26 protein-coding genes are annotated in these 22,321 nt (G+C 70.1%); 15 read left to right on the forward strand and 11 right to left on the reverse strand.

From position 1 onward, the window contains the following. Positions 1-24: 24 nt before the first annotated feature. Positions 25-1,032 (reverse strand): glycoside hydrolase family 18 protein, encoded by a 1,008-nt coding sequence (locus AW270_RS13250; RefSeq protein ID WP_061294441.1) that lies wholly within the window; start codon positions 1,030-1,032, stop codon positions 25-27. Positions 1,033-1,106: 74 nt separating this feature from the next. Here AW270_RS13250 and lepA point away from each other — a divergent pair, with 74 nt between their 5' ends. The 4 genes from lepA to AW270_RS13270 all read left to right on the forward strand — a co-directional run bounded on the left by lepA (position 1,107) and on the right by AW270_RS13270 (position 4,658). Beyond that, entirely contained in the window at positions 1,107-2,936 is a 1,830-nt protein-coding gene (lepA, locus tag AW270_RS13255) for a translation elongation factor 4 (RefSeq protein ID WP_061294443.1), read from the forward strand. Positions 2,937-2,980: 44 nt separating this feature from the next. Beyond that, entirely contained in the window at positions 2,981-3,187 is a 207-nt protein-coding gene (locus tag AW270_RS13260; RefSeq protein ID WP_061294445.1) for a hypothetical protein, read from the forward strand. Beyond that, the gene (locus AW270_RS13265) at positions 3,184-3,621 is read left to right on the forward strand and encodes a type II toxin-antitoxin system VapC family toxin (protein ID WP_061294447.1); all 438 of its coding nucleotides are present in this window, start codon (positions 3,184-3,186) and stop codon (positions 3,619-3,621) included. Before AW270_RS13260 ends, AW270_RS13265 begins: the two co-directional genes overlap by 4 nt. Before the next feature lie 71 nt (positions 3,622-3,692). After that, positions 3,693-4,658: a methyltransferase gene (locus tag AW270_RS13270; RefSeq protein WP_061294449.1), complete on the forward strand. Its 966-nt coding sequence runs from the start codon at positions 3,693-3,695 to the stop codon at positions 4,656-4,658. Between the two features lie 62 nt (positions 4,659-4,720). Here the strand turns inward: AW270_RS13270 and AW270_RS13275 are convergent, their stop codons facing one another. Further along, positions 4,721-5,986 carry a glycoside hydrolase family 18 protein gene (locus tag AW270_RS13275; protein ID WP_061294451.1) on the reverse strand — a complete coding sequence of 422 codons (1,266 nt, stop codon included), beginning with the start codon at positions 5,984-5,986 and terminating at the stop codon, positions 4,721-4,723. 120 nt (positions 5,987-6,106) lie between these two features. Between AW270_RS13275 and hemW the strand changes: the two genes are divergently transcribed. After that, on the forward strand, positions 6,107-7,324 hold the full coding sequence (gene hemW, locus AW270_RS13280) for a radical SAM family heme chaperone HemW (RefSeq protein WP_061294453.1): 1,218 nt from the start codon (positions 6,107-6,109) through the stop codon (positions 7,322-7,324). Here the strand turns inward: hemW and AW270_RS13285 are convergent. Both AW270_RS13285 and AW270_RS13290 read right to left on the reverse strand, forming a co-directional pair. Beyond that, the gene (locus AW270_RS13285; RefSeq protein ID WP_174549866.1) at positions 7,308-8,114 is read right to left on the reverse strand and encodes a DUF3097 domain-containing protein; all 807 of its coding nucleotides are present in this window, start codon (positions 8,112-8,114) and stop codon (positions 7,308-7,310) included. The genes hemW and AW270_RS13285 overlap by 17 nt on opposite strands. Positions 8,115-8,124: 10 nt before the next feature. Then, positions 8,125-8,784, reverse strand: coding sequence for a hypothetical protein (locus AW270_RS13290; protein ID WP_082801525.1), 660 nt, complete (start codon positions 8,782-8,784; stop codon positions 8,125-8,127). Between the two features lie 140 nt (positions 8,785-8,924). Here AW270_RS13290 and hrcA point away from each other — a divergent pair, with 140 nt between their 5' ends. From hrcA to AW270_RS13305, 3 genes are read left to right on the forward strand one after another with little or no spacing between them, the layout of a single operon-like run. Continuing rightward, the gene (hrcA, locus tag AW270_RS13295; protein WP_061294456.1) at positions 8,925-9,938 is read left to right on the forward strand and encodes a heat-inducible transcriptional repressor HrcA; all 1,014 of its coding nucleotides are present in this window, start codon (positions 8,925-8,927) and stop codon (positions 9,936-9,938) included. After that, positions 9,939-11,069, forward strand: coding sequence for a molecular chaperone DnaJ (dnaJ, locus tag AW270_RS13300; RefSeq protein ID WP_061294458.1), 1,131 nt, complete (start codon positions 9,939-9,941; stop codon positions 11,067-11,069). After that, the gene (locus tag AW270_RS13305) at positions 11,066-11,791 is read left to right on the forward strand and encodes a 16S rRNA (uracil(1498)-N(3))-methyltransferase (protein ID WP_061294460.1); all 726 of its coding nucleotides are present in this window, start codon (positions 11,066-11,068) and stop codon (positions 11,789-11,791) included. Before dnaJ ends, AW270_RS13305 begins: the two co-directional genes overlap by 4 nt. Before the next feature lie 339 nt (positions 11,792-12,130). Here AW270_RS13305 and AW270_RS13310 read toward each other — a convergent pair whose 3' ends face one another. Together AW270_RS13310 and AW270_RS13315 are read right to left on the reverse strand one after the other, a co-directional pair. Further along, the gene (locus tag AW270_RS13310; RefSeq protein ID WP_061294462.1) at positions 12,131-12,838 is read right to left on the reverse strand and encodes a hypothetical protein; all 708 of its coding nucleotides are present in this window, start codon (positions 12,836-12,838) and stop codon (positions 12,131-12,133) included. Further along, a complete protein-coding gene (locus tag AW270_RS13315) occupies positions 12,835-13,440 on the reverse strand; it encodes a SigE family RNA polymerase sigma factor (protein ID WP_245674696.1) in 606 nt (201 codons plus the stop codon). Before AW270_RS13315 ends, AW270_RS13310 begins: the two co-directional genes overlap by 4 nt. A 129-nt stretch (positions 13,441-13,569) precedes the next feature. Here AW270_RS13315 and AW270_RS13320 point away from each other — a divergent pair, with 129 nt between their 5' ends. Genes AW270_RS13320 through AW270_RS13335 form a run of 4 tightly spaced genes read left to right on the forward strand, consistent with a single transcriptional unit; the run spans position 13,570 to position 16,726 of the window. After that, the gene (locus tag AW270_RS13320; protein ID WP_061294466.1) at positions 13,570-13,911 is read left to right on the forward strand and encodes a histidine triad nucleotide-binding protein; all 342 of its coding nucleotides are present in this window, start codon (positions 13,570-13,572) and stop codon (positions 13,909-13,911) included. A 58-nt stretch (positions 13,912-13,969) separates the two neighbouring features. Next, a complete protein-coding gene (locus AW270_RS13325; protein WP_061294468.1) occupies positions 13,970-14,989 on the forward strand; it encodes a PhoH family protein in 1,020 nt (339 codons plus the stop codon). Further along, positions 14,986-15,450 carry an rRNA maturation RNase YbeY gene (gene ybeY, locus AW270_RS13330; protein ID WP_061294470.1) on the forward strand — a complete coding sequence of 155 codons (465 nt, stop codon included), beginning with the start codon at positions 14,986-14,988 and terminating at the stop codon, positions 15,448-15,450. Before AW270_RS13325 ends, ybeY begins: the two co-directional genes overlap by 4 nt. 4 nt (positions 15,451-15,454) lie before the next feature. Beyond that, positions 15,455-16,726 (forward strand): hemolysin family protein, encoded by a 1,272-nt coding sequence (locus tag AW270_RS13335; protein WP_061294472.1) that lies wholly within the window; start codon positions 15,455-15,457, stop codon positions 16,724-16,726. Between the two features lie 13 nt (positions 16,727-16,739). On the opposite strand, the gene AW270_RS13340 is transcribed toward AW270_RS13335, so the two are convergent. The 4 genes from AW270_RS13340 to AW270_RS13355 all read right to left on the reverse strand — a co-directional run bounded on the left by AW270_RS13340 (position 16,740) and on the right by AW270_RS13355 (position 19,644). Next, positions 16,740-17,240 (reverse strand): M15 family metallopeptidase, encoded by a 501-nt coding sequence (locus AW270_RS13340; RefSeq protein ID WP_061294475.1) that lies wholly within the window; start codon positions 17,238-17,240, stop codon positions 16,740-16,742. A 106-nt stretch (positions 17,241-17,346) separates the two neighbouring features. Then, positions 17,347-18,504 carry a sensor histidine kinase gene (locus AW270_RS13345; protein ID WP_061294477.1) on the reverse strand — a complete coding sequence of 386 codons (1,158 nt, stop codon included), beginning with the start codon at positions 18,502-18,504 and terminating at the stop codon, positions 17,347-17,349. A gap of 1 nt (position 18,505) precedes the next feature. Then, a complete protein-coding gene (gene cseB / locus AW270_RS13350; RefSeq protein WP_061294479.1) occupies positions 18,506-19,171 on the reverse strand; it encodes a two-component system response regulator CseB in 666 nt (221 codons plus the stop codon). Between the two features lie 74 nt (positions 19,172-19,245). After that, on the reverse strand, positions 19,246-19,644 hold the full coding sequence (locus tag AW270_RS13355; protein WP_061294481.1) for a pyridoxamine 5'-phosphate oxidase family protein: 399 nt from the start codon (positions 19,642-19,644) through the stop codon (positions 19,246-19,248). A gap of 320 nt (positions 19,645-19,964) precedes the next feature. Between AW270_RS13355 and AW270_RS13360 the strand changes: the two genes are divergently transcribed. The 3 genes from AW270_RS13360 to era are packed head-to-tail and all read left to right on the forward strand — an operon-like array spanning position 19,965 to position 21,842. Next, entirely contained in the window at positions 19,965-20,615 is a 651-nt protein-coding gene (locus tag AW270_RS13360) for a hypothetical protein (protein ID WP_157521925.1), read from the forward strand. Continuing rightward, a complete protein-coding gene (locus AW270_RS13365; RefSeq protein ID WP_061294484.1) occupies positions 20,612-20,941 on the forward strand; it encodes a cytidine deaminase-like protein in 330 nt (109 codons plus the stop codon). Before AW270_RS13360 ends, AW270_RS13365 begins: the two co-directional genes overlap by 4 nt. Next, positions 20,934-21,842, forward strand: a complete 909-nt coding sequence (gene era, locus AW270_RS13370) for a GTPase Era (RefSeq protein WP_061294486.1) — start codon at positions 20,934-20,936, stop codon at positions 21,840-21,842. The genes AW270_RS13365 and era overlap by 8 nt, the downstream gene beginning before the upstream one ends. Here era and AW270_RS13375 read toward each other — a convergent pair. Beyond that, positions 21,833-22,252, reverse strand: coding sequence for a hypothetical protein (locus AW270_RS13375; RefSeq protein ID WP_061294488.1), 420 nt, complete (start codon positions 22,250-22,252; stop codon positions 21,833-21,835). The two genes, era and AW270_RS13375, sit on opposite strands and share 10 nt — an antisense overlap. Positions 22,253-22,321: the final 69 nt, after the last annotated feature.

The raw sequence follows: 22,321 nt of genomic DNA on the forward strand, positions 1-22,321 counted from the left end.
CGCAGTTATCTAGGCTACCAGGACTCAGTTCGTGGGGCGGACCCATGAGCTCTCGTACTCCCGCCAATCCTCCTCGGTGGCGGCGAAGTCGACGTAGAGGGCCAGGCCCGTGTCCTCGCGCGGGGTCTCGCTGATCACCAGCCGCAGGCCCTCGGCGGCCATCTCGACACTCTCGGCGTAGTCGCTCACGCCGACCTTGTGGTCGTGGTAGGCCGGGGCGCCGATCAGCACCCCCGTCGATTCGGGGGCCAGCGCGAACGCCTTGCGGGCCTGGCGGGCCACCCAGCCGCCGTAGACGGTCTGGAGGGGCGTCCACGAGTCGTAGGTCATGATCGCGACCTGGTCGACCCGTTCGGCCACGGTCCTGAAATAGGGCTCCGACCAGTACTTGCCGTGCCCCACCACGGCGTTCCAGCCGGTCACCGCGCCGGGGAAGGGCTCGATCTGGTGGCTGGAGACGGAGATGCGGGCGTTGGGGATGGCGGCCCGGGTCTCGTCGAGCAGTTTCAGGTAGGAGGCGTCGCCGTCCGGGACCGGCTCGAAGTTGTAGTGGACCCCGTCGTAGCCGAGCGCCACGATCTCCCTGGCGCCGGCGATGATGTTCGCCCGGGTGGCCGGGTCGTCGAGGTCGAGGAACCCTTGGTCGTCCTCGTTGACCGTCTGGCCGAGCCACGGCAGCACCCGCACTCCGGGGACCTGGGCCCTCACCCAGGTCAGGAAATCCCGGGACTTGGGGTGGAGATTCGGGTCGAGCCGCCCGTCCGGGCCGTAGGGCCCGGTGTGCACGAACAGGTCCCGCATGTGGGTGAGGCGCGGCCTGAGCTCCTGGAGATCCTTCTCGGTACGCCGCCCGTCCACCCACATGTGCCCCATCCACAGCGCGTCGGTCCCCGCCGAGCGCGCCGAGGCCGAGGGAGTGCCCAGGTAGTCGGCCCGCAGAACGGCCATCCCGGTCACCGCGAGCACCAGCGGAACGGCCACGACGATCAATAAGCCGAGCACCGCACGGCGGCGCGTGGTCGAGGCAAGCATGGGGACATGCCACCATGGAGGGTGGCTGCCTCGCCAGCCGACGACCGCCTCAAACCCTGCTGAAACGGACCTCGGTGCGCACTCAGACCGGCCAGACCGACCCCGCGTTGATCCGCAATTTCTGCATCATCGCGCACATCGACCATGGCAAGTCAACGCTTGCCGACCGGATGTTGCAGATCACCGGTGTCGTCGACGACCGATCGATGCGCGCTCAATACCTCGACCGCATGGACATCGAGCGCGAGCGCGGCATCACCATCAAGTCGCAGGCGGTGCGGCTGCCGTGGAACGGCCACGTGCTCAACATGATCGACACGCCCGGCCACGTCGACTTCACCTATGAGGTGTCGCGGTCGCTCCAGGCGTGCGAGGGCGCGATCCTGCTGGTCGACGCGGCGCAGGGCATCGAGGCCCAGACGCTGGCCAACCTCTATCTGGCCATGAACAACGACCTCAACATCATCCCGGTCCTCAACAAGATCGACCTCCCGGCCGCGCAGCCGGAGAAGTACGCCGAAGAGCTGGCCAACCTGATCGGCTGCGACCCGTCCGACGTGCTGCGCGTCTCGGGCAAGACCGGTGTGGGCGTGAAGGAACTGCTCGACCACGTGGTCGAGACGGTCCCCGCCCCCGTCGGCGACGCCGACGCCCCCGCGCGGGCCCTGATCTTCGACTCGGTCTACGACACCTACCGGGGCGTGGTCACCTACGTCCGCGTCATCGACGGTCACCTGTCCAAGCGCGAGCGCATCCTCATGATGTCGACCAAGGCGCAGCACGAGACGCTGGAGATCGGCGTCATCAGCCCCGAGCCGCTGCCCTCCGCCCTGGGCCTGGGCGTCGGCGAGGTCGGCTACCTGATCACCGGCGTGAAGGACGTCCGCCAGTCCCGCGTGGGCGACACGGTCACCTCGGCCGCCCAGCCCGCCGAGAAGGCGCTCGACGGCTACGCCCACCCGAGGCCGATGGTCTACTCCGGTCTCTACCCGATCGACGGCGACGAGTTCCCCGAGCTCCGCGAGGCCCTCGACAAGCTCCGCCTCAACGACGCCGCCCTGGTCTACGAGCCCGAGTCGTCGGCCGCGCTGGGCTTCGGCTTCCGCTGCGGCTTCCTCGGCCTGCTCCACATGGAGATCGTGCGCGAGCGCCTGGAGCGCGAGTTCAACCTGGCCCTGATCTCGACCGCGCCCAACGTCATCTACCGCGTGATCATGGAAGACGGCACCAAGCACACGGTGACCAACCCGTCGGAGTTCCCCGAGGGCAAGATCGCCGAGATCTACGAGCCGGTCGTCAAGGCCACCGTTCTGGCGCCGTCGGAGTTCATCGGCGTCATCATGGAGCTCTGCCAGGGCCGCCGGGGCCAGCTCCAGGGCATGGACTACCTGAGCGAGGACCGCGTCGAGATCCGCTACACGCTGCCCCTGGGCGAGATCATCTTCGACTTCTTCGACCAGCTGAAGTCGAAGACGCGAGGCTACGCCTCCCTCGACTACGAGCCCTCCGGTGAGCAGGACGCCGACCTGGTCAAGGTCGACATCCTCCTCCAGGGCGAGGCGGTCGACGCGTTCTCGGCCATCGTCCACCGCGAGAAGTCCTACGCCTACGGCGTCGACATGGCCAAGAAGCTCAAGGAACTGATCCCCAGGCAGCAGTTCGAGGTCCCGATCCAGGCGGCCATCGGAGCCCGGGTCATCGCCCGCGAGAACATCCGCGCGATCCGCAAGGACGTGCTCGCCAAGTGCTACGGCGGCGACATCTCCCGCAAGCGCAAGCTCCTCGAGAAGCAGAAGGAGGGCAAGAAGCGCATGAAGATGGTGGGCCGCGTGGAGGTCCCCCAGGAGGCCTTCGTGGCCGCCCTCAGCACCGACAGCGGCGCGGTGGAGAAGGCCAAGAAGTAGCGCGTGCAGGTCGCGGCAGGTTGAGACGCTCTACACTTCCTTGTATGAGCGTCATGCGGGACGAACTTCGCGATCTTGTGGACCAGCTCCCCGAGGAGAAGGTCGCGCCAGTGCTCCGGCTTGTCCGCGACCAGTTCGCCGATTCGCCCAAAGTGCGGCACTTGCCGTGGATTGGGACGATGGAAGCTGGGCCCGATTTCGCCGAACGGTCGGAAGACATCCTTCGGTCAGGGGACAATCACCCTTTGTGACTGTCTCTGCTGCCGGACGTGTTGTCGTGGACACAGGACCGTTGGTCGCGGCGTATAACCGCGAGGATCGGTACCACGAAGTCTGCGCCGACCTCCTGGAACGCTATCCAGGCCCCCTGCTGGTCCCGGCGACCGTGATCGTTGAGGTGTGCCAGCTCGTCGATAAACAACTCGGGAGCAAGGCGGAGACCCAGTTCGTCGACTCCTTACTCGATGCGTTCACCATGGTCCAGTTGGTCGACGACGATGTGCGTCGGATGAGTGCCCTGATGAGCAGATACGCCAGCTTCCCGTTGGGTGTGGTCGACGCATCAGTGATCGCCGTCGCCGAAAGGTTGAACATCTCCACCGTCGCGACCTTGGACCGCCGACACTTCACTGTGGTGCGACCCTGCCATGTCGACGCCTTCGATCTCCTGCCTGTCCAGCTCTGAATTCGATCGCGCTGCGGGTTCAGGCCCAGTAGCGTCCCTCCTTCGCCCCCGCGCCGAAGAGAGGCCGACCCATGTCCGGAATCTGGCAACTCGCCGACCTGATCACCCCCATGGCCGTCAGAACGGCCGCTCACCTCCGCCTCGCCGACCTCCTGGCCGAGGCTCCGCGCACCGCCCCTGAGCTGGCCGGACTCACCGCCACCGACGAGGACGCCCTCACGCGGCTGCTCGCCCATCTCGTCCACATCGGTGTCCTGGAGAGATCCGGCGACCGCTACGGCCTGACCGCCCTCGGCGATCCGCTCCGCGACGACCACCCCGACGGCTTCCGGGCCTTCGCCGACCCGGCGTCCATGATCGGCCGGGGTGACCTGGCCTTCATCCACCTCCCGCACAGCGTGAAGACCGGAGAGGCCGCCTACCCGCGGCTCTACGGCGCGCAGTTCTGGGACGACGCCCGCGTCCAGGCCGGCGACTACGACCGCCAGATGGGCCTCGACATCTCGGCCGACGCCCCCGACGTCGCGGCGGCCTTCGATTGGGGTTCGCTGGGTCATGTCGTCGACGTCGGCGGGGGAGACGGCACCCTGCTGGAGTTCCTGCTCGACCGTTTCCCCACGCTGACCGGCCAGGTCTTCGACCAGCCCGCCACGGCCGCCACGGCGGCCCGCCGCCTGGAGCGGTTCGGCGACCGCGCCTCGGCCGTCGCCGGCTCCTTCTTCGACGCGGTCCCGCCGAAGGCGGGCGGCTACCTGCTGACCGCGATCGTCCACGACTGGGACGACCCCCACGCCGTCGCCATCCTGGAGAAGGTCGCCGAGGCGGCGGGCCCCGGCGGGAGGGTCTTCGTCGTGGAGAAGGTCACCGGAGACCGGGTCGGCACCGGGATGAACCTCCGGATTCTGGTCTACATGACCGGCAAGGAGCGCGGCGTCACCGAACTCGCCGCCCTCGGTCGAAAGGCCGGTCTCGATCACGTCGCCACCCACGCCTCGGGCGCCATGTCGGTCGTGGAGTTCCGCGTACCGGGGGCATGAGAAAGGGCCGGAGCGCGACCCAGTGCGCTCCGGCCCTCGTCTCATCGGGTCAGCTCATCGGGTCAGCGCAGGACCTTGTAGAGCGCGTTGGTCAGGGACGCCTTGCTGTCGTCCTGGTCGATCGACCACATCATCGAGCCGCCGAGGCCCTTCAGCCTGATGTAGGCGGCCTTCTCGACCAGCGAGATCGGGTCGTCGTAGGACCAGAACTCGTTGCCGTCGTACAGCCACAGCGCGCCGGTCAGCAGGTCGCGGTGGCGCTTGCCGGGCTTGTTCACCAGGTCCTTGTAGTCCTCGGAACCGGCGGCCCACTTGCCGGGGGCGGGGCCGGTCGCGGGCTTCCAGAGGCCGTTGCCGCCGGCGGTCACGCCGGTCCAGCCCTGGCCGTAGGCGGGCACGCCGACGACGATCTTCTTCTTGGGGGCGCCGCGCGCGATGTAGTCGCGGACGGTCTGGTCGACGCTGAACTTGACCGGGTTCGGGTCCTTGCGGTCGTTGAACAGGTTGCCGTTGTGGCCGGTCACGTTCTCCCAGGAGCCGTGCAGGTCGTAGCCCTGGACGGTGGCGAAGTCGAGGTAGGAGAAGACCTTCTTGACCTCGAAGCCGGCGTCGATCTTCGCGGCGGCGGCGGGCAGGAAGGCGGTGAGCTCGTGCTTGTTGTTGTAGGCGTTCATCTGGCTGCGCAGCTCGGCCAGGAACAGGGTGAAGTTCTGCTTGTCCTCGGGACGGATGACGTTGCCGACCTCGCCGGACGAACCGGGCCACTCCCAGTCGAGGTCGATGCCGTCGAAGACGCCCGCGCCCGCGCCGGGGGCGGCGCCGGGCAGGTTGCCCTTCAGCCACAGGTCGATGCACGAGGCGGCGAGCTTGGTGCGGGCCTCAGGGGTGAGCACGGCGTCGGAGAACCACTTGGAGCCGGTCCAGCCGCCGAGCGAGATCAGGACCTTGAGGCTCGGGTACTTGGCCTTCAGCTTCTTGAGCTGGTTGAGGTTGCCCGCGATGGGGCCGGTGCCGTCGTCGGCCACGCCGTCGACGCTCTGCTCGGCCGGGACCGGGCGCTGCCAGTCGGCCCACGGGTCGGCCGAGTAGCACTCGCTCTGCTGGTTGACGAAGCCGAAGGCGTAGTTGACGTGGGTGATCTTGCCCGCGGCGCCGCTCGTCACCATGTCCTTGACGTGGTAGTTGCGGCCGTAGATGCCCCACTGGATGAAGTAGGCGACGCGCTTGTAGCCCGAGCTGCCGGTGGAGGCCTGGGCCGGAACGGGCGCGGCGGTGGCGACCAGACCGGCCACCAGCGCTAACAGAAGGGGGGTGCGTAGTCTCGGCACTCTTGTCTCCGCTGCTAGGAGGCACTTCTTATAGGAAAGTTTCCTGTAAGTTTGCCGGGATCATAAAGCGGGCCCGGTGACCCCGTCAATGAACCTCCCGGCATCGGGCAGACTGGGCGGATGCCCTCCGTGCTGCCCGACGGTGAGACCGTCCCCACGTCCGGTGAACTTCCGGCCGCCGCGTCCGACACGCTGGGTGCCCGTCCGTTCGGTTTCTATGTGCACGTCCCCTTCTGCGCGTCCCGCTGCGGCTACTGCGACTTCAACACCTACACCGCGTCGGAGCTAGGGTCCGGAGCCTCGCAAAGCGCTTACGCGGGAACCGTGATCGAGGAGATCCGGCTGGCCCGGCGGGTGCTGGGCGACGTCGAACTGCCGGTCTCGACGGTGTTCTTCGGCGGCGGCACCCCGACGCTGCTGCCTCCCGAAGATCTTGTACGCATCCTCCGGGCCCTCCACGAGGAGTTCGGCATCGTCCGCGACGCCGAGGTCACCACCGAGGCCAACCCCGAGTCGGTCGGCCCCCGCGAGCTGGCGGTCCTGCGCGAGGGCGGGCTCAACCGCATCTCCTTCGGCATGCAGAGCGCCAGCGACCACGTGCTGCGGGTGCTGGAGCGCAAGCACACGCCGGGGCGCGCGGCCCAGGCCGTGCACGAGGCGAAGGAGGCGGGGTTCCGCCACGTCAACCTCGACCTGATCTACGGCACCCCGGGCGAGACCGACGACGACTGGCGGGCCTCCCTGGAGGCGGCCCTCGCGACCGGCCCCGACCACGTGTCGGCCTACTCGCTGATCGTCGAGACCGGAACCCGCCTGGCCGGCCAGATCAAACGGGGCGCGCTGCCGATGCCCGACGACGACGTGGCCGCCGACCGCTACCTGATCGCCGACGAACTCCTGGAGAAGGCCGGTTTCTCCTGGTACGAGGTGTCCAACTGGGCCACGAGCGAGAAGGCCCGCTGCCGCCACAACCTGCTCTACTGGTCGGGCGCCGACTGGTGGGGCGCGGGGCCGGGGGCGCACAGCCACGTCGGCGGCGTGCGCTGGTGGAACGTCAAACACCCGTCGGCCTACGCCGCCCGCCTCGCGGAGGGCCACTCACCCGCCCACGCCCGTGAACGGACCTCGCCGGAGGAGCGCGCCCTCGAACGGGTCATGCTCGAACTCCGGCTGCGCGACGGCTTCCCGCTCGACGACCTGGCCAGGGAGGTCAGACCGGCGGCGGCCAAGGCGCTGGCCACCGGCCTGCTCGACGTCGAGGCGTTCAAGAAGGGCCGGGCCGTGCTCACCCTCCAGGGACGGCTGCTGGCCGACGCCGTGGTCAGGGACCTGACGTGACGAAGTCGATGAGCTCCTCGACCCGCCCGAGCAGCTCGGGCTCCAGGTCGGCGTAGCTGTTCACCCGGCCGAGGATGTGCCGCCACGCGTCGGCGGGCTCCATCCGCCAGCCGAGCGCCGCGATCACGCCCTCTTTCCACGGGACCCCGCGCGGCACGTCCGGCCACGCCCCGATGCCCAGCACCGAGGGCTTGACGGCCTGCCAGACGTCCACGAACGGGTGGCCCGCCACCAGCACGTGGGGGCCCGTCACCCGCTCGGCGATCCGGCTCTCCTTGGAGCCGGGCACCAGGTGGTCGACCAGCACGCCGAGCCGCCGGCCGGGCTCCGGCCCGAACTCGGCGACGATCTCCGGCAGGTGGTCGACCCCTTCGAGATATTCGACGACCACGCCCTCCACCCGGAGGTCGTGGCCCCAGATCTTCTCCACGAGCGCGGCGTCGTGGACGCCCTCGACGTAAATGCGGCTCTGCTTGGCCACCTGGGCCTTGAGGCCCTCGACCGCGATGGAACCCGAGGCGCTGCGCCTCGGGCCCTGGGGTCTCGGCTGGGGGCGTACCAGCGTGACGGGCTTGCCCTCCAGGAGGAAGGCGGCGGGTTCCATCGGGAACAGCCGCCTGCGGCCGAACCGGTCCTCCAGGGTGACGGCCTCCTTGTCGCAGGCCACCACCGCCCCGCAGAACCCGTCGTCGGCCCACTCGACCACGAGGTCGAGCTCGGCTGGGATCTGGGGGATCGTCCCCTTCTTGGGGCGCCGCCAGTCTCCGGAGAGCACGTCCCGCTCGTACATGCCGGGAACGTTAGTACATCCCCGCCATCCGGCGGCGGGCCCGGCCGCGCCGCACCAGCACCACGATCGTGACGAGCAGGGCCACCATGAAACCGAAGCCGGGCACGAGGATGAGCGCGGCCAGACCGCCCACCAGGCCGCCCGCCACCTCGCCCGCGGCCGACAGCAGCTGCTTGCCGACGCCGAACGTGACCCCGTCGCCGTCACAGGCGACCTGGTACTGACCGGAGGCCGGGACGCCGACCGTGAAGAGCATCTCCCAGTTGGTGCCGTCGTAGGTGAGGGTCTGGTTGCCGGCCGCCTTCTCCAGGGTGATCTTCTGGCTCGGGTCGGCACCGGTGACCTGGCACGACACGTCGGTCGGCTGGCCCGCGGCGGCCCAGATGGCGGGGCTGTCGGCCGGGTCGAGGTTCACCTTGACGGTCTCGCCGCCGGTGAAGGTCGTCTTGGGGGCGATCTCCCCGATGTTGGCGATGGTCGAGCCGACGCCGCCGGCGAAGATCACGCCGCCGATCACGAGCGTGACGACGAAGAACACCCAGGACAGAACGATCCAGAGGACCCTGGGACGCACCGGCCCCTGGGGCGGCGGAGCGCCGTAGGGAGACTGGGGGGCGCCGTAGTAAGGGTGGGGCTGCTGGCCATAGCTCTGGCCATAGGGAGCGGTCATAGGGGACATTGTGGGATAGCTGACTTGCGGCGGATTTGCAGTCGGCTTGTTCCTCCCGGCCAGGGCTGTGTTATCGCACCCTGGGGGCGGTGGCCGTACACTTGGCACTCGGGAACACAGAGTGCCAGGGAGGTGAGACCGTGCTTGACGACCGGAAGCTGGCGGTGCTGCGGGCGATCGTCGAAGACTACGTCTCCACCAACGAGCCCGTGGGTTCCAAGGCGCTGGCCGATCGGCACAACCTCGGGGTCTCACCGGCCACGATCCGCAACGACATGGCCGCCCTCGAAGACGGCGGCTACATCCACCAGCCTCACACGAGCGCCGGGCGGGTCCCGACCGACAAGGGCTACCGGCTGTTCGTCGACCGGCTGTCCCAGGTCAAGCCCCTGTCGGGGGCCGAGCGGCGGGCCATCGAGACGTTCCTGGCCGGCACTCTCGACCTCGACGAGATCGTGACCCGGACCGTCCGGCTGCTCGCGCAGCTGACCAGGCACGTCGCGGTCGTCCAGTATCCTTCGCTGACCCGCTCGACCGTCCGCCACGTGGAGATCGTGCCGCTGGCCGAGACGCGGGTGATGCTGGTCCTGATCACCAACACCGGCCGCGTCGAGCAGCGGGTGGTCGACCTTCCCGAAGTGATCGCCGACGACCGGGTGTCCCATCTGCGCGCCGTGCTCAACGCGGCGCTCGACGGATGCGGGCTGGCCAAGGTCCCCGAGACCGTGGCCGCCCTGCCCGAACGTCTGTCCCCCGAAGACCGGCCGGTGGCCGCCACGATCCTCTCTGTGATCCTGGAGACCCTGGTCGAACGGCACGAAGAGAAGATCGTGTTCGCCGGGGCCGCCAACCTCGCCGCCGCCGATTTCACCATCGGCCTGCGCGACGTGCTGGAGGCCCTGGAGGAGCAGGTCGTCCTGATGCGCCTCCTCGGCGAGACCGACGACCTGTCCGAGCTGACCGTCCGGATCGGCTCGGAGAACCCCTACACCGGTCTGCGCGGCACCTCGATCGTGGCCGCCGGATACGGGTCGGGAGACAAGGAACTGGCCCGGCTCGGAGTGCTGGGCCCGACGCGAATGGATTATCCGGTGACGATGGGTGCGGTGCGCGCGGTGGCGCGCTATGTCGGCCAGATCCTGGCGGGGTCATAAGTGGCCAAGGACTACTACGCCACCCTCGGCGTACGCCGCGAAGCGAGCCAGGACGAGATCAAGAAGGCCTATCGCCGGCTCGCCCGTGAGCTGCATCCCGACGTCAACCCCGACCCGGCGACGCAGGAGCGCTTCAAGGAGATCAACGCGGCCTACGAGGTGCTCTCCGACCCGCAGAAGCGGCAGATGCACGACATGGGCGGCGACCCCTTCGGCGGCGCGGGCGGCGGCGCGGGGGGCTTCGGCGCGGGCTTCCCGTTCAGCGACATCATGGACGCCTTCTTCGGCACCGCCTCCGCCGCGCGCGGCCCCCGGTCGCGGGCGCGGCGAGGGCGTAACGCGACGATCCGGGTCGAGCTCGACCTGGCCGAGTCGGGCTTCGGCACCACCCGCGAGCTCGTGGTCGACACCGCGATCCTCTGCGAGGTCTGCCAGGGCTCCGGCGCGGCGGCCGGCACCCACCCCGACACGTGCGACATGTGCCACGGCCGGGGCGAGGTCTCCCAGGTGACCCGCTCGTTCCTGGGCCAGGTCATGACCTCGCGGCCGTGCCCCCAGTGCGGCGGCTTCGGCAGCGTCATCCGCCACCCCTGCCAGGAGTGCTCCGGCGACGGCCGGGTCCGCACCCGCCGGACCATCAAGGTCCGCATCCCGGCGGGCGTGGAGGACGGCACCCACATCCAGCTCGCCGGCGAGGGCGAGGTCGGCCCCGGCGGCGGCCCGCCCGGCGACCTGTTCCTGGAGATCGTCGAGCGCCCCCACCCGACGTTCGAACGCCGTGGCGACGACCTCCACTGCACCGTCCAGATCCCCATGACGGCGGCCGCCCTGGGCACGTCGCTGACCATGGAGACCCTCGACGGCGCCGAGCAGATCGACGTCCGCCCCGGAACCCAGTCGGGCCAGGTCATCCCGCTCTACGCGCGGGGCGTCCAGCGCCTCAACGAGACCGGCCGGGGCGACCTGCTGATCCACGTGAGCGTCGAGACCCCGATGAAGCTCGACGTCGAGCAGGAGGAGCTGCTCCGCAAGCTGTCCCAGCTGCGCGGTGAGGAGCGCCCGCCCGGCAAGTTCGCCCCCGGGCAGCAGGGCTTCTTCTCCCGCCTCAAGGACGCCTTCAACGGCCGATGACCGTCCCCGTCTTCCTGGGTGAGGTCACCCCGGGCCCGCACCTGACCCTGGGCGGGCCCGAGGGCCGCCACGCGGCGGCCGTCCGCCGCATCACCGCCGGCGAACGCGTCGACGTGACCGACGGGGCCGGGAAGGTGGCCGAGTGCACGGTCACCTCCGCCGGCAAGGACCACCTCGACCTGACGGTCCTGCGCGCGTACGAGATCGCGCCCCCCTCGCCGCGCCTGGTGGTCGTCCAGGGCCTGCCCAAGGGCGACCGGGGTGAGCTGGCGGTCGAGATGATGACCGAAGCGGGCGTCGACGCGGTCGTGCCCTGGTCGGCGGCGCGCTCGATCACCCAGTGGAAGGGCGACCGGGCGGCCAAGTCCCTGGCCCGGTGGCGCTCCACGGCCCGCGAGGCGGGCAAGCAGGCCCGGCGCTTCCACCTGCCGGAGATACTGGAGCAGGCCTCCACGAACCAGGTGGCGGCCCTGCTGGAGTCCGCCGCCCTGGCCGTCGTCCTCCACGAGGAGGCCGCCGAGCCGCTGTCGCGGCTGGACCTGCCCGAGAAGGGCGACATCGTCGTGGTGGTGGGCCCGGAGGGAGGCGTCTCCGACGAGGAGATCACCCGCTTCCGCGCCGCGGGCGCGATTACGGCCCTCCTCGGCCCGACGGTCCTGCGCACCTCGACAGCGGGCGTGGCGGCAGCGGCGGTCCTGATGTCCCGCACGGGCCGCTGGTGAACCACGACGGCGTCCCGCCGACGGGTGTGTGTCCTGATGTCCCGCCTATTTTCGGGAATGTCGGTTGAGGTGTTCCTGTAGGGATGCGCCCGCCTGTGTTCTCGTTAAGCGGTAGACATTCTCTGTTCAGGCGCTGGTCACTTTGAACTGTTAATCAATCGCTTCTGCTGATATTTCGGGACACTCTGTGGTGTCGCGAATTCCCACGTCAGACCTGGCGCGCGCCCGTCTGCTGCCCGCTATTCCGGGCGTCGGGAGAGCGGCTCTGGGCGTACGGGAAAAGAAAAACGGGCCCTTCGGAGTGCTTGGCACGTTCCGAATGGGCCCGTTTTCCAAAAATTAGGACGTGGGGGACGAGACGTCCACCGTCGTCGACGGGGTCTCCGCGGGGGTCGGGGCGGCCGTCGGGGTCTCGCACGAGTCGCCGCAGCCCGTGGGGGCGGGGGAGGGGGCTTCGGCCGTGGGCGTCGGGGAGGGCTTGGCCGGGGTCTTGGTGACGCTCGGTTTCGGCTTGGGGCCGGTGCCCGCGGTCGGGTTGGTCTCCTGCGTGGGGCACTTCGCCGCGGCGTCTCCCGGGTCGGGGGTCGGCTCGTTGGTCACGCACGGGTTCGACGACGGCTCCGCCGACGGGACGGCGGCCGGCTGCGACGGGGCGACCGACCCCGCGGGGGCCGGCGTGTCCTGCGGCTTGGTCGGGTCTTGGGTGGTGATCTGGATGCCGCCGGGCTCCGACTGAGTGGGCGGCGGCTGGAAGGTCGAGTCGGAACTGGGGAGCTCACCCGCCGGGGTCTGCTCGGTTCCGTTCTTCACCTCGGTGATGCCCACGTTCTCCCGTATCTCGGGGATGGACACCACGACGATTCCGGCCACCAGGGCGGCGGCGGCCACGGACGCACCTATGCGCCACCACAGCAGACCGCGGAGGCCGCGGTTCTCGATGCGGTGGCGGATTATCTCCAGTCCGTCGGGAGACGGCACGACCGAGTCCGCCTCCGCGCGCATCACACGGCGGAGGAGGTCGCCGTGCTCGTCGGGGGGGATGGTCATGAGAACTTCTCCAGCACTTGACGTAGTGAGGCCATGCCTCTGGCGGTGTGACTTTTCACCGCGCCTTTGGAGATGCCCATGGCGTGGGCGATCTCGGCCTCGGAAAGGTCGCCGTAGTAGCGCAGGACCAGCGCCTCGCGCTGCCGCTGGGGCAGGGCGCGGAGCGCCTCGATCACCGCGCTGCGCTCAAGCTCGCCGATGGCGCCGTTCTCGGCGCTGGGGGCGTCGGGGAGGCCCTTGGGGGCGTACTTCTCCACGACGGCCCGGTGGCGGAGCACGGAGCGCGAACGGTTGACGACCGACTGTCGCAAGTAGGCAAGTGCCTTGTCGGGGTCGCGCAGCCTGCGCCAGGCGCCGTGAATGGCGACGAACGCGTCTTGAACGACTTCCTCGGCGCTGGCCACATCGCGGACCAGCAGCACCGCGAGACGCACCAGTGACCGATAGTGGGCGCTGTAAAGCGCCGTAACGGCCACGTCGGCATCCCACCCGACGGGCACCGTGCCCAGCGACCTGTCGGCCACGAGGGTCTCGGTGGTCACATCAGTAGGACGCTCGTCCTTGCCGGAGGGTTTACGCTCTTCCGAATCATTAGGGGGCATGACCCAGTTGTGTCCTCGCCCGACACAGGGGATTGGTTGACGGTGCAGTGTCGCACATAAACCCTATCCGGGCAGATCTTTGCCCGGGACAATCCGGGGATTACCGATTGGCAACGCTAGGCTTCCCCCGTGAAGAATGAGTGCTTGTTCTGCGCAATCGTGGCCGGTGAGATACCCGCGACGGTCGTTCACGAGACGGACACCACCCTCGCCTTCCGCGACATCAGCCCCCATGCCCCCACGCATGTTCTGGTCGTACCGAAAAACCATGTGCGCGACGCGGGTGAGTTGGCGGAGGCTGGGCTGGCCAACGACGTGATCAACGCCGCCAAGGCGGTCGCCGTCGCCGAGGGCATCGCCGAATCGGGCTACCGGCTCGTCCTGAACACCGGGCCCGACTCGGGGCAGAGCGTCTTCCACGCCCACCTCCACGTGCTGGGCGGGGCGCCGCTCACGCTCCAGATGGGGTAGCGGACGGCTACCATTGACAGCGGAAATAGGGAGGCGAGCAGGCCCGACGAGGCCGCCCATGTCCGAGACGCGCGAAACACAGAAGACCCACGCCAAGGTCGTGATCCCCGACGAGCACGCGATGATCAGCATCCTGGGCTCGCGTGACGAGCTCCTCCGGGTCATCGAGAAGAGCTTCCGGGCCGACATCCACGTGCGGGGCAACGAGATCACCATCACCGGCTCGCCCGACGAGAGCGGTGTGGTCGTCCGGCTGTTCGAGGAACTGGTCGAACTCGCCCGGGCCGGGGCGCAGCTCACCCCCGACGCGGTCGAGCGCAGCATCTCCATGCTGCGCAAGAGCGACGGCCGCCCGGCCGAGGTGCTCTCGCTCGACATCATCTCCTCGCGCGGGCGCACGATCCGCCCGAAGACGGTCAACCAGAAGAACTACGTCGACATGATCGACAAGCACACCGTCGTCTTCGGCATCGGCCCCGCGGGCACCGGCAAGACCTATCTGGCGATGGCCAAGGCCGTGAAGGCCCTGCAGGAGAAGCGGGTCAACCGCATCATCCTGACCCGTCCGGCCGTGGAGGCCGGAGAGCGCCTGGGCTTCCTGCCCGGCACGCTCTACGAGAAGATCGACCCTTATCTGCGGCCGCTCTACGACGCCCTCCACGACATGATCGACCCCGACTCGATCCCGCGCCTGATGGCGGCGGGCACGATCGAGGTCGCCCCGCTGGCCTACATGCGCGGCCGCACGCTCAACGACGCCTTCATCATCCTCGACGAGGCCCAGAACACCTCGCCGGAGCAGATGAAGATGTTCCTGACCCGTCTGGGGTTCAACTCCAAGATCGTGGTCACCGGTGACGTCACCCAGGTCGACCTGCCGGGCGGCACCGAGAGCGGCCTCAAGGTGGTCCAGGGGATCCTCGACGGCATCGACGACATCCACTTCAGTCGCCTGACCAGCGCCGACGTCGTCCGCCACAAGCTGGTGGGCCAGATCGTCGACGCCTACGGGCGCTACGACGCGGCCGTCGCCTCCGACCCGCGCGGCAACGGCAACCGGCCCAGGGGGCGGCGATGACGATCGAGGTCAACAACGAGTCCGGCACCGAGGTCGACGAGAACCGTCTCGTCGCCCTCGCCGGCCACGTCCTCGGCCAGATGGGCATCAACTCCCTCGCGGAGCTGTCCATCCTGGTCGTCGACGAGGCCGCGATGACCGCCCTCCACGAACAGTGGATGGGCGAGCCGGGCCCCACCGACGTGCTCGCCTTCCCGATGGACGAACTCCGGCCCGGCCAGGGCCGCAACGACGACGCCGCGCCCGATCCCGCGCTGCTGGGCGACGTCGTGCTGTGCCCGACGGTGGCGGCCAAGCAGGCCATCGAGGCGGGCCACTCCACGCAAGACGAGCTCGACCTGCTGTGCACCCACGGCATCCTCCATCTGTTGGGTTACGACCACGCCGAGCCCGAGGAGCACGCCGAGATGTTCGGCCTCCAGGGCGAGCTGCTTGAGTCGTGGCGCAAGTCGGCCCCTTAGGACCATGAGTAACGGCTGGTTGATCTCGGCCGTCGCCCTCATCATCGGCGGCGGCCTGCTGGCGAGCGCGGAGACCGCGCTCACCCGAATCTCCCGCGTGCGCGCCGAGGAGTTCGTCAAGGACGGACGCCGCGGCGCGAACCGTCTCCAGGCCATCGTGGCCGACCCCCCTCGCTACCTGAACCTGCTGCTGCTCCTGCGGATGAGCTGCGAGCTCGGCGCGACGGTGATCGCGACGCTGCTGTTCATCGACTGGCTGGGCGACACGGGCCAGGCCTACACGGCGGCGGCCGTGTCCATGATCGTCATCGCCTACGTCATCGTCGGCGTGTCCCCGCGCACCCTCGGCAGGCAGCACGCCGAGCACATCGCGCTGGCCGGCGCGCCCGTCGTCTACGGGCTGACCCGGATCCTCGGGCCGCTGCCGACGCTGCTGATCCTGCTCGGCAACGCCGTCACCCCCGGCAAGGGGTTCCGCGAGGGGCCGTTCACCTCCGAGGCCGAGCTGCGCGACCTGGTCGACCTGGCCGAGGAGCGGCGGGTGATCGAGCCCGACGAGCGGGAGATGATCCACTCGGTGTTCGAGCTGGGTGACACGCTGGTGCGCGAGGTCATGGTGCCGCGGACCGACATGGTCTTCATCGAGCGCCACAAGTCGCTGGAGCAGGCGCTGTCGCTGGCGCTGCGCAGCGGCTTCTCCCGCGTCCCGGTGACCGGCGAGAACGAGGACGACGTCATCGGCATCGCCTACCTGAAGGACATCGTCCGCCGCATCCAGGAGACCGGCGACGGCGAGGGCGCGGTCGAGGAGCTGATGCGCCCGGCGACCTACGTGCCGGAGAGCAAGCCCATCGACGACCTGCTGCGCGAGATGCAGGCCCGGCAGATCCACCTCGCCATCGTGATCGACGAATACGGCGGCACCGCCGGCCTCGTCACGATCGAGGACGTGATCGAGGAGATCGTCGGGGAGATCGCCGACGAATACGACCAGGAGGCCCCCCGCGTCGAACACCTCGACGACGACGCCGTCCGGGTCACCGCGCGGCTGGCCGTGTGGGAGCTCGAGGAGCTGTTCGGCACCGAGATCGAGTCGGAGGACGTCGACACGGTGGGCGGCCTGCTCGCCCACGCCCTCGGCCGGGTCCCGATCGCGGGCTCGGAGGCGACGGTGGCCGGGCTGCGGCTGACCGCCGACGAACTGGCGGGCCGCCGGAACCGGATCAGCACCGTGGTGGTCCGCCGGGTCGACGACGACGCGGTGGCGCGCCACTAGCCCCCGCCGCCGCTCAGGCGCTCGCGTCCGGCCGCATCGGGGGGCAGGTGCCGCCCGGTGCGGTGGCCAGTTCGAAGTGCCACATCTCGTTCGCGTACGTCTGGCAGAGGCCGTATGCGGCGCCGTGCCGGTTGAGCCAGTCGTCGGCGTCGGTCGGGCCGACGTCGACGGCGTGGCCCGTGACGTGGTGGGAGTCGTCGGGGGTGCTGACGTAGCGGGCGGCCTCCCGCTCGCCGCCGTACCTGCTGATCGCCTGCTCGTACAGCTGCCGCTGGTAGCGCTCGCTGCGCCAGGCGGTGGTCAGGAACATCGTGACGCCGTCGTCGGCGGCGTCCTGGGCGGCATCCTGGACGGCCCGCAGGAGGGCCGGGTCCAGGTTGGCCACCGCCGGGAGTTCGGTGTCGAACGGGGAGATGTGCGCTCCGTCGGCCACGAACCCGTCCGCGGCGCCGACGGCGCCGGGCCCGCAGGCGGTCGTGAGGAGGAGCAGCAGGGGCGCCAGCCACCGGTACATGGGCGGACTTCCGTTTCCTGGTCGGCATCGAGTGGATGCGTCCAGGCTGGTCGGCGCGGGTGTCGGCGCTGCGGGAGCCGCATGTCGGCGGCCGCTCGGCCGTGTATCAGTTCAGCCGCACGGTGGCGACCGCGCCGCCCCCGGGGTCGTTACCGAAGTCGAGCCGGGCCCCGATGACCCTGGCCTGCCCGGCGGCGATGGTCAGCCCGAGGCCGTGGCCGTGGCCGCGCTCGCTCGCCCCGGTCCGGAACCGCTGCGGCCCCTCGGCCAGCAGCGAGGCGGGGAAGCCCGGCCCGTGGTCGCGGACGGTGATCGCCGCGCCCGCCACGCTCACCTCGACCGGGGCCTTTCCGTGGCGGTGGGCGTTGACGACCAGGTTGGCGAGGATGCGGTCGAGCCGCCGGGGGTCGGTCACCGCGACCGGGTCGCCGTGGACGGTCACCTCGGCCGCCAGGCCCGTCCGGTGGACGCAGTCGCGGGCGAACCGGCCCAGCGGCACCTCCGCCCGGTCGGCGGACTCGGCCCCCGCGTCCAGGCGGGAGATCTCCAGCAGGTTCTCCACCAGGACGCGCAGGACCCCGACCCGATCGCGGACCAGGTCGGTCACCTCCCCCTCGGGCAGCAGCCCGGCGCAGGTGACCAGGCCCATCAGCGGTGTGCGCAGCTCGTGGGCGACGTCGGCGGTGAAGCGCTGCTCGGCGCGCAGGCGGTCGTGCAGGGCCGCGGCCATGGTGTCGACGGCGGCGGCGATGGCGGTGATCTCGTCGCCGCCGGGTCCGGCCGACGTGCGGGCCTCCAGGTCACCCTCGGCGACGCGGCGGGCGGTGCGGGCCACCCGCCGCAGGCGGCGGTTGGGCAGCTCGGCGGCCAGCGCCGCCAGCGGGACCACCACGCCCAGGACGCCCAGCGACGCCAGCACGATGTGGCGGTCGAGGGCGCGCAGGTTGCGCAGCTCCCCGCCCATATCGATCTTGACGGCCCTGGTGCCGCTGGCCGCCCACATCCACGGGACGTCGGGGTCGCGGTCGTCGTACCAGGTGGCGTAGGTGTGCGGACCGGTGATCTGGGCGCGCAGGGCGGGCGGGAGCGGGCCGGGGTCGGCCTGCTCCGACAGCAGGGCGGTGAGGGCCCGGTCCCGGCCGAGGCTCAGCGAGCGCTCGAAGGTGCTCCGGTGGACCAGCACGCCGACGGCCAGCGCCACCACGCCGGAGGCGACGGCCACCAGGGCGGCGATCTGCCAGCGCAGGGATCTCCGGCGGGACATCTCAGCGCCGCAACTTGTAGCCGAACCCGCGGACCGTCTCGATCCGCTCGGCGCCGACCTTCCTGCGCAGCCGCTGGACGCACAGGTCGACGACCCGGCTGTCGCCGTCCCAGCCGTAGTCCCACACGTTGCTCAGGAGCGTCTGACGGTCCAGCACGATGCCGGGGTTGGCGGCGAACTCCAGCAGGAGCCGCAGCTCGGTGGGGGCCAGCGAGACCTGCTCGCCCGCGACGTGCACCTCCAGCGCCTCCGGATCGACGGTCAGGTCGCCGAAGACGAGCCGGGGGGTGCCCCCGGGGGCGGGCGCGGCCCGGCGCAGCAGCGCCCGGATCCTGGCCACCAGCACGGAGGTGTCGGCGGGCTTGACGACGTAGTCGTCCGCGCCGGCCTCCAGCCCCGACACCACGTCGAGGGCGTCGCCGCGAGCCGACATCATCAGGATCGGGACCGCGCTGGACTCGCGCACCCGGCGGCACAGCCCGATGCCGTCGAGGCCCGGCAGCATCACGTCGAGCAGGAGCAGGTCATGGCCGCCGGAGTGGAACAGCTCCAGGCCGGTCAGGCCGTCGGCCGCCGAGGCGACCCGGTAGCCGTAGCGCTCCAGGGCCATGGCGACGCTTCTGCGGATCACCTCGTCGTCCTCGACGAGGAGCACCGAAACCGACATCGATCTCCCATGACGCGTGAACAGGACCGATGCAGGATATGCGGGCTCCGCGGCCGTCCCGCCTCGGGCGTGTATCAGGCGTGAATCGACCTGACGGGGTGGACGCGGTACTCGTACGCGTGCTCGTCGAAGAGTAACCACTCGGTGACGTCGATCCGGTAGAGCCGCTCGCCGGGGGCCAGGCGGACCGGGTCGGGGGACTCCGCGGGGCTGCTCAGCCCGGCGAAGGTGACGCCCCTGCCGGGGGCGGCGATGATCGAGCCGGCGACTTTCGGCCGGGTGGCCAGACCGGCGACCAGAGGGCGGTCGCGGTGGGCGATGAACATGAGCCGATCGGGCGCGAAGGCCGCGTGGAAGGGCAGGGGGAGGAGCACCGGAGCCCCGTCGCCGTCGACGGCGGACAGGGACATGAGCCGGGCGTTGCCGACGTACTCCTGGAGGAGGCGGCGGCCGTTGGAGGGCGCGGATGTCACGTGCCAAGGATGCTCTCACCTGCTTGGGTGTGTCTTGCATCCGAGACCGTGATTCTCCGCAAGCGTTCTTTAAGCGGCTTGCAAGTCATCTCGTGCATTGTCATCCCAAGGCGCTCGGGAGGGGTTCGGAGCGCCGAACAAGGGGTCGATCGGTGCACCGGGAGGGGTTCGCGGTGCACCGGCTGATCTGAGGGGGATCATCGATTAGGGGGCTCTCGTCCGGCGAGAGCCCCCTAATGATGTCTCCGGCCAGGTGGTTGTCGGATTTCGGCCCGGGAATGAAGCCCGGGGGAGATCGACGAGGGGGACCTGGAATGCGCGTGGCGAGACTCACGGTCGCCTGCTGTCTGCTCGCCGCCGCCGTCGCCGGATGCGGCTCGGGATCCGTGGGAGACGCCCGCACCACTCCCCAGGCGCTCGAGCTCAAGGCGCTGTTCGCCGACCTCGCCGAGATCCCGCGCGGTTTCGCCACCCGCTCGCGGTCCGGCTGGGAGGAACCGTTCAAACCGGTCGTCCGGGAGTGCCGCCGCCTGTTCAACCTGATCTCCGGCCACCCGGTCCGCAAGGGGCTCACCGCCACCGCCACCGCGACCTACCTGGGCGAGGGCGTCGGCCAGACGGCCGCCGTCTCCCTGGCCGTGTACGGCTCCCGCCAGGCCGCCGCCCAGATGGACGAGCTGGCCAAGGCGTCCCGGAAGTGCACCACCGTCCGCGACCAGACCGCCGGGGAGGTCAACCGGCTCACCGTGGCCCCGCTAGCGGTGTCGGAGGAGGTCCTGGCGGGTGGCGGGATCGCCCGCCGCCTGGTCGGCCGGGTCGGCGGCTATCCCTACGAGATGCACCTGATCGTGGCCCGGGAGGGCTCGGCGGTGATCGGGCTGGTGAACGCCGGGATGAGCGGCCCCGACGCCAGGACCACCGAGGAACTGGCCGAATTGGTGTCCCGCAAGGTCGCTACCCTTGACCTGTGACGCTTGACCCAGAAGACGAGAAGATCCTCACCCTGGCCCGGTCGGCCCGGGCCAGGAACGGCACCGCCGAAGGCGCCGCCGTCCGTGACGAGACCGGCCGGACCTATGTCGCCACCGACGTGAACCTGCCCTCGCTGCGGCTGACCGCAGTGCAGGTCGCGGTGGCGATGGCGGTGTCGAGCGGCGCCGAGGGCCTGGAGGCCGCCGCGCTGGTCGACGACGCCGAGGAGCCCTCGGAGCAGGACCTGTCCGTCGTCGGCGACCTGGGCAACGCGATCCTCTTCCACGCGGGCGGCGACGGTTCGCTGAAGGGCCGCTATGTCTGAGGGGCCGGAGTTCCGCGCGGGGTTCGCCGCGTTCGTGGGGCGGCCCAACGTGGGCAAGTCGACCCTGATGAACGCCCTGGTCGGCACCAAGGTGGCCATCACCTCCTCCAAGCCCCAGACGACCCGGCGGGTGATCCGCGGCATCGTCCACCGGCCCGACGCCCAGCTCGTCATCGTCGACACCCCCGGTCTCCACCGGCCCCGGACCCTGCTGGGGGAGCGGCTCGACAGCCTGGTGCTGGCCACGCTGACCGAGGTCGACGTGCTCGGGTTCTGCGTCCCGGCCAACGAGCCGATCGGGAAGGGCGACCGGTTCATCGCCGAGAAGCTCGCCGCGGTCAAGAAGACGCCGGTGGTCGCCGTGGTGACCAAGTGTGACCTGGCCTCCCGTGAGCAGATCGCCAAGCAGCTGCTCGCGGTGTCGGAGCTGGCCGAGTTCGCCGACATCGTGCCGGTGTCGGCGGTCGGCGACGAGCAGCTCGACGTGCTGGCCGACCTGCTGACCGCCCGGCTGCCCGAGTCGCCGCCCCTCTACGTCGGGGGCGTGCTGACCGACGAGCCCGAGCAGGTGCTGGTGGCCGAGCTGATCCGCGAGGCCGTTCTCGAAGGCGTGCGCGACGAGCTGCCCCACTCGATCGCCGTGGTGGTCGACGAGATGGGCCCCCGTGAGGGGCGCGAGGATCTCCTCGATGTGTACGCCCACATGTTCGTCGAGCGCGACTCCCAGAAGGCCATCGTCATCGGTCCCAAGGGAAGCCGGCTGAAGGACGTGGGGAGCAGGGCCCGCCACCAGATCGAGGCGCTGCTCGGCAGCCGGGTCTTCCTCGACCTGCGGGTGTCGGTCGCCAAGGAGTGGCAGCGCGACCCGAAGCAGCTGCGGCGGCTCGGCTTCTACGACTGATCGGGCGGCCGGCGGCGACCGGCCAGCGCCAGGCAGGCCAGCGCCGCGACCACCATCGAGGCGCCCAGCCCGGCGAACCAGCCGTAGAAGATCGTGGGTTCGACCCGCACGAGGCCGGGGATGGCCATCGTGAGCCGGTCGAACCCGGGGGGCCTGGTCAGGAACATGGCCAGCGAGAACGCCGCGATCGCGCCGGGCAGGATCGCCATGCCGGTGATGAGCCGGCTGCGGGAGATACCCAGCGCGCCGAGCCCGGCGGCGGCGAGGCCCGACCCCACCACCCACCATCCGGCCCAGTCCTCGGTGCCGTGGACGGTGGTCAGGTCGGCGTTGATGACCCCGAACGTGGCGCTGATTCCGGCCCAGGGGAGGACCCCGGTGACGGCGAGGGCGAGGCCCGCGACGACCATGGTCAGGCCCAGTAAGGTGCTTGTCCCGCTTCGCTCCGGTGTGGGGGGATGTGCGGTTGCCACACTCTC

Source organism: Herbidospora cretacea (genome assembly GCF_001570605.1).
GTDB classification, from domain to species: domain Bacteria; phylum Actinomycetota; class Actinomycetes; order Streptosporangiales; family Streptosporangiaceae; genus Herbidospora; species Herbidospora cretacea.

What these genes read in the sequence shown, in the direction of transcription:
- AW270_RS13250 (WP_061294441.1), bottom strand. Translation starts at nt 1,032, where the DNA reads ATGCTTGCCTCGACCACGCGCCGCCGTGCGGTGCTCGGCTTATTGATC.
- AW270_RS13260 (WP_061294445.1), top strand. Translation starts at nt 2,981, where the DNA reads ATGAGCGTCATGCGGGACGAACTTCGCGATCTTGTGGACCAGCTCCCC.
- AW270_RS13270 (WP_061294449.1), top strand. Translation starts at nt 3,693, where the DNA reads ATGTCCGGAATCTGGCAACTCGCCGACCTGATCACCCCCATGGCCGTC.
- hemW (WP_061294453.1), top strand. Translation starts at nt 6,107, where the DNA reads ATGCCCTCCGTGCTGCCCGACGGTGAGACCGTCCCCACGTCCGGTGAA.
- AW270_RS13285 (WP_174549866.1), bottom strand. Translation starts at nt 8,114, where the DNA reads ATGTACGAGCGGGACGTGCTCTCCGGAGACTGGCGGCGCCCCAAGAAG.
- AW270_RS13290 (WP_082801525.1), bottom strand. Translation starts at nt 8,784, where the DNA reads ATGACCGCTCCCTATGGCCAGAGCTATGGCCAGCAGCCCCACCCTTAC.
- AW270_RS13305 (WP_061294460.1), top strand. Translation starts at nt 11,066, where the DNA reads ATGACCGTCCCCGTCTTCCTGGGTGAGGTCACCCCGGGCCCGCACCTG.
- AW270_RS13310 (WP_061294462.1), bottom strand. Translation starts at nt 12,838, where the DNA reads ATGACCATCCCCCCCGACGAGCACGGCGACCTCCTCCGCCGTGTGATG.
- AW270_RS13315 (WP_245674696.1), bottom strand. Translation starts at nt 13,440, where the DNA reads ATGCCCCCTAATGATTCGGAAGAGCGTAAACCCTCCGGCAAGGACGAG.
- AW270_RS13325 (WP_061294468.1), top strand. Translation starts at nt 13,970, where the DNA reads ATGTCCGAGACGCGCGAAACACAGAAGACCCACGCCAAGGTCGTGATC.
- ybeY (WP_061294470.1), top strand. Translation starts at nt 14,986, where the DNA reads ATGACGATCGAGGTCAACAACGAGTCCGGCACCGAGGTCGACGAGAAC.
- AW270_RS13335 (WP_061294472.1), top strand. Translation starts at nt 15,455, where the DNA reads ATGAGTAACGGCTGGTTGATCTCGGCCGTCGCCCTCATCATCGGCGGC.
- AW270_RS13340 (WP_061294475.1), bottom strand. Translation starts at nt 17,240, where the DNA reads ATGTACCGGTGGCTGGCGCCCCTGCTGCTCCTCCTCACGACCGCCTGC.
- AW270_RS13345 (WP_061294477.1), bottom strand. Translation starts at nt 18,504, where the DNA reads ATGTCCCGCCGGAGATCCCTGCGCTGGCAGATCGCCGCCCTGGTGGCC.
- cseB (WP_061294479.1), bottom strand. Translation starts at nt 19,171, where the DNA reads ATGTCGGTTTCGGTGCTCCTCGTCGAGGACGACGAGGTGATCCGCAGA.
- era (WP_061294486.1), top strand. Translation starts at nt 20,934, where the DNA reads ATGTCTGAGGGGCCGGAGTTCCGCGCGGGGTTCGCCGCGTTCGTGGGG.
- AW270_RS13375 (WP_061294488.1), bottom strand. Translation starts at nt 22,252, where the DNA reads ATGGTCGTCGCGGGCCTCGCCCTCGCCGTCACCGGGGTCCTCCCCTGG.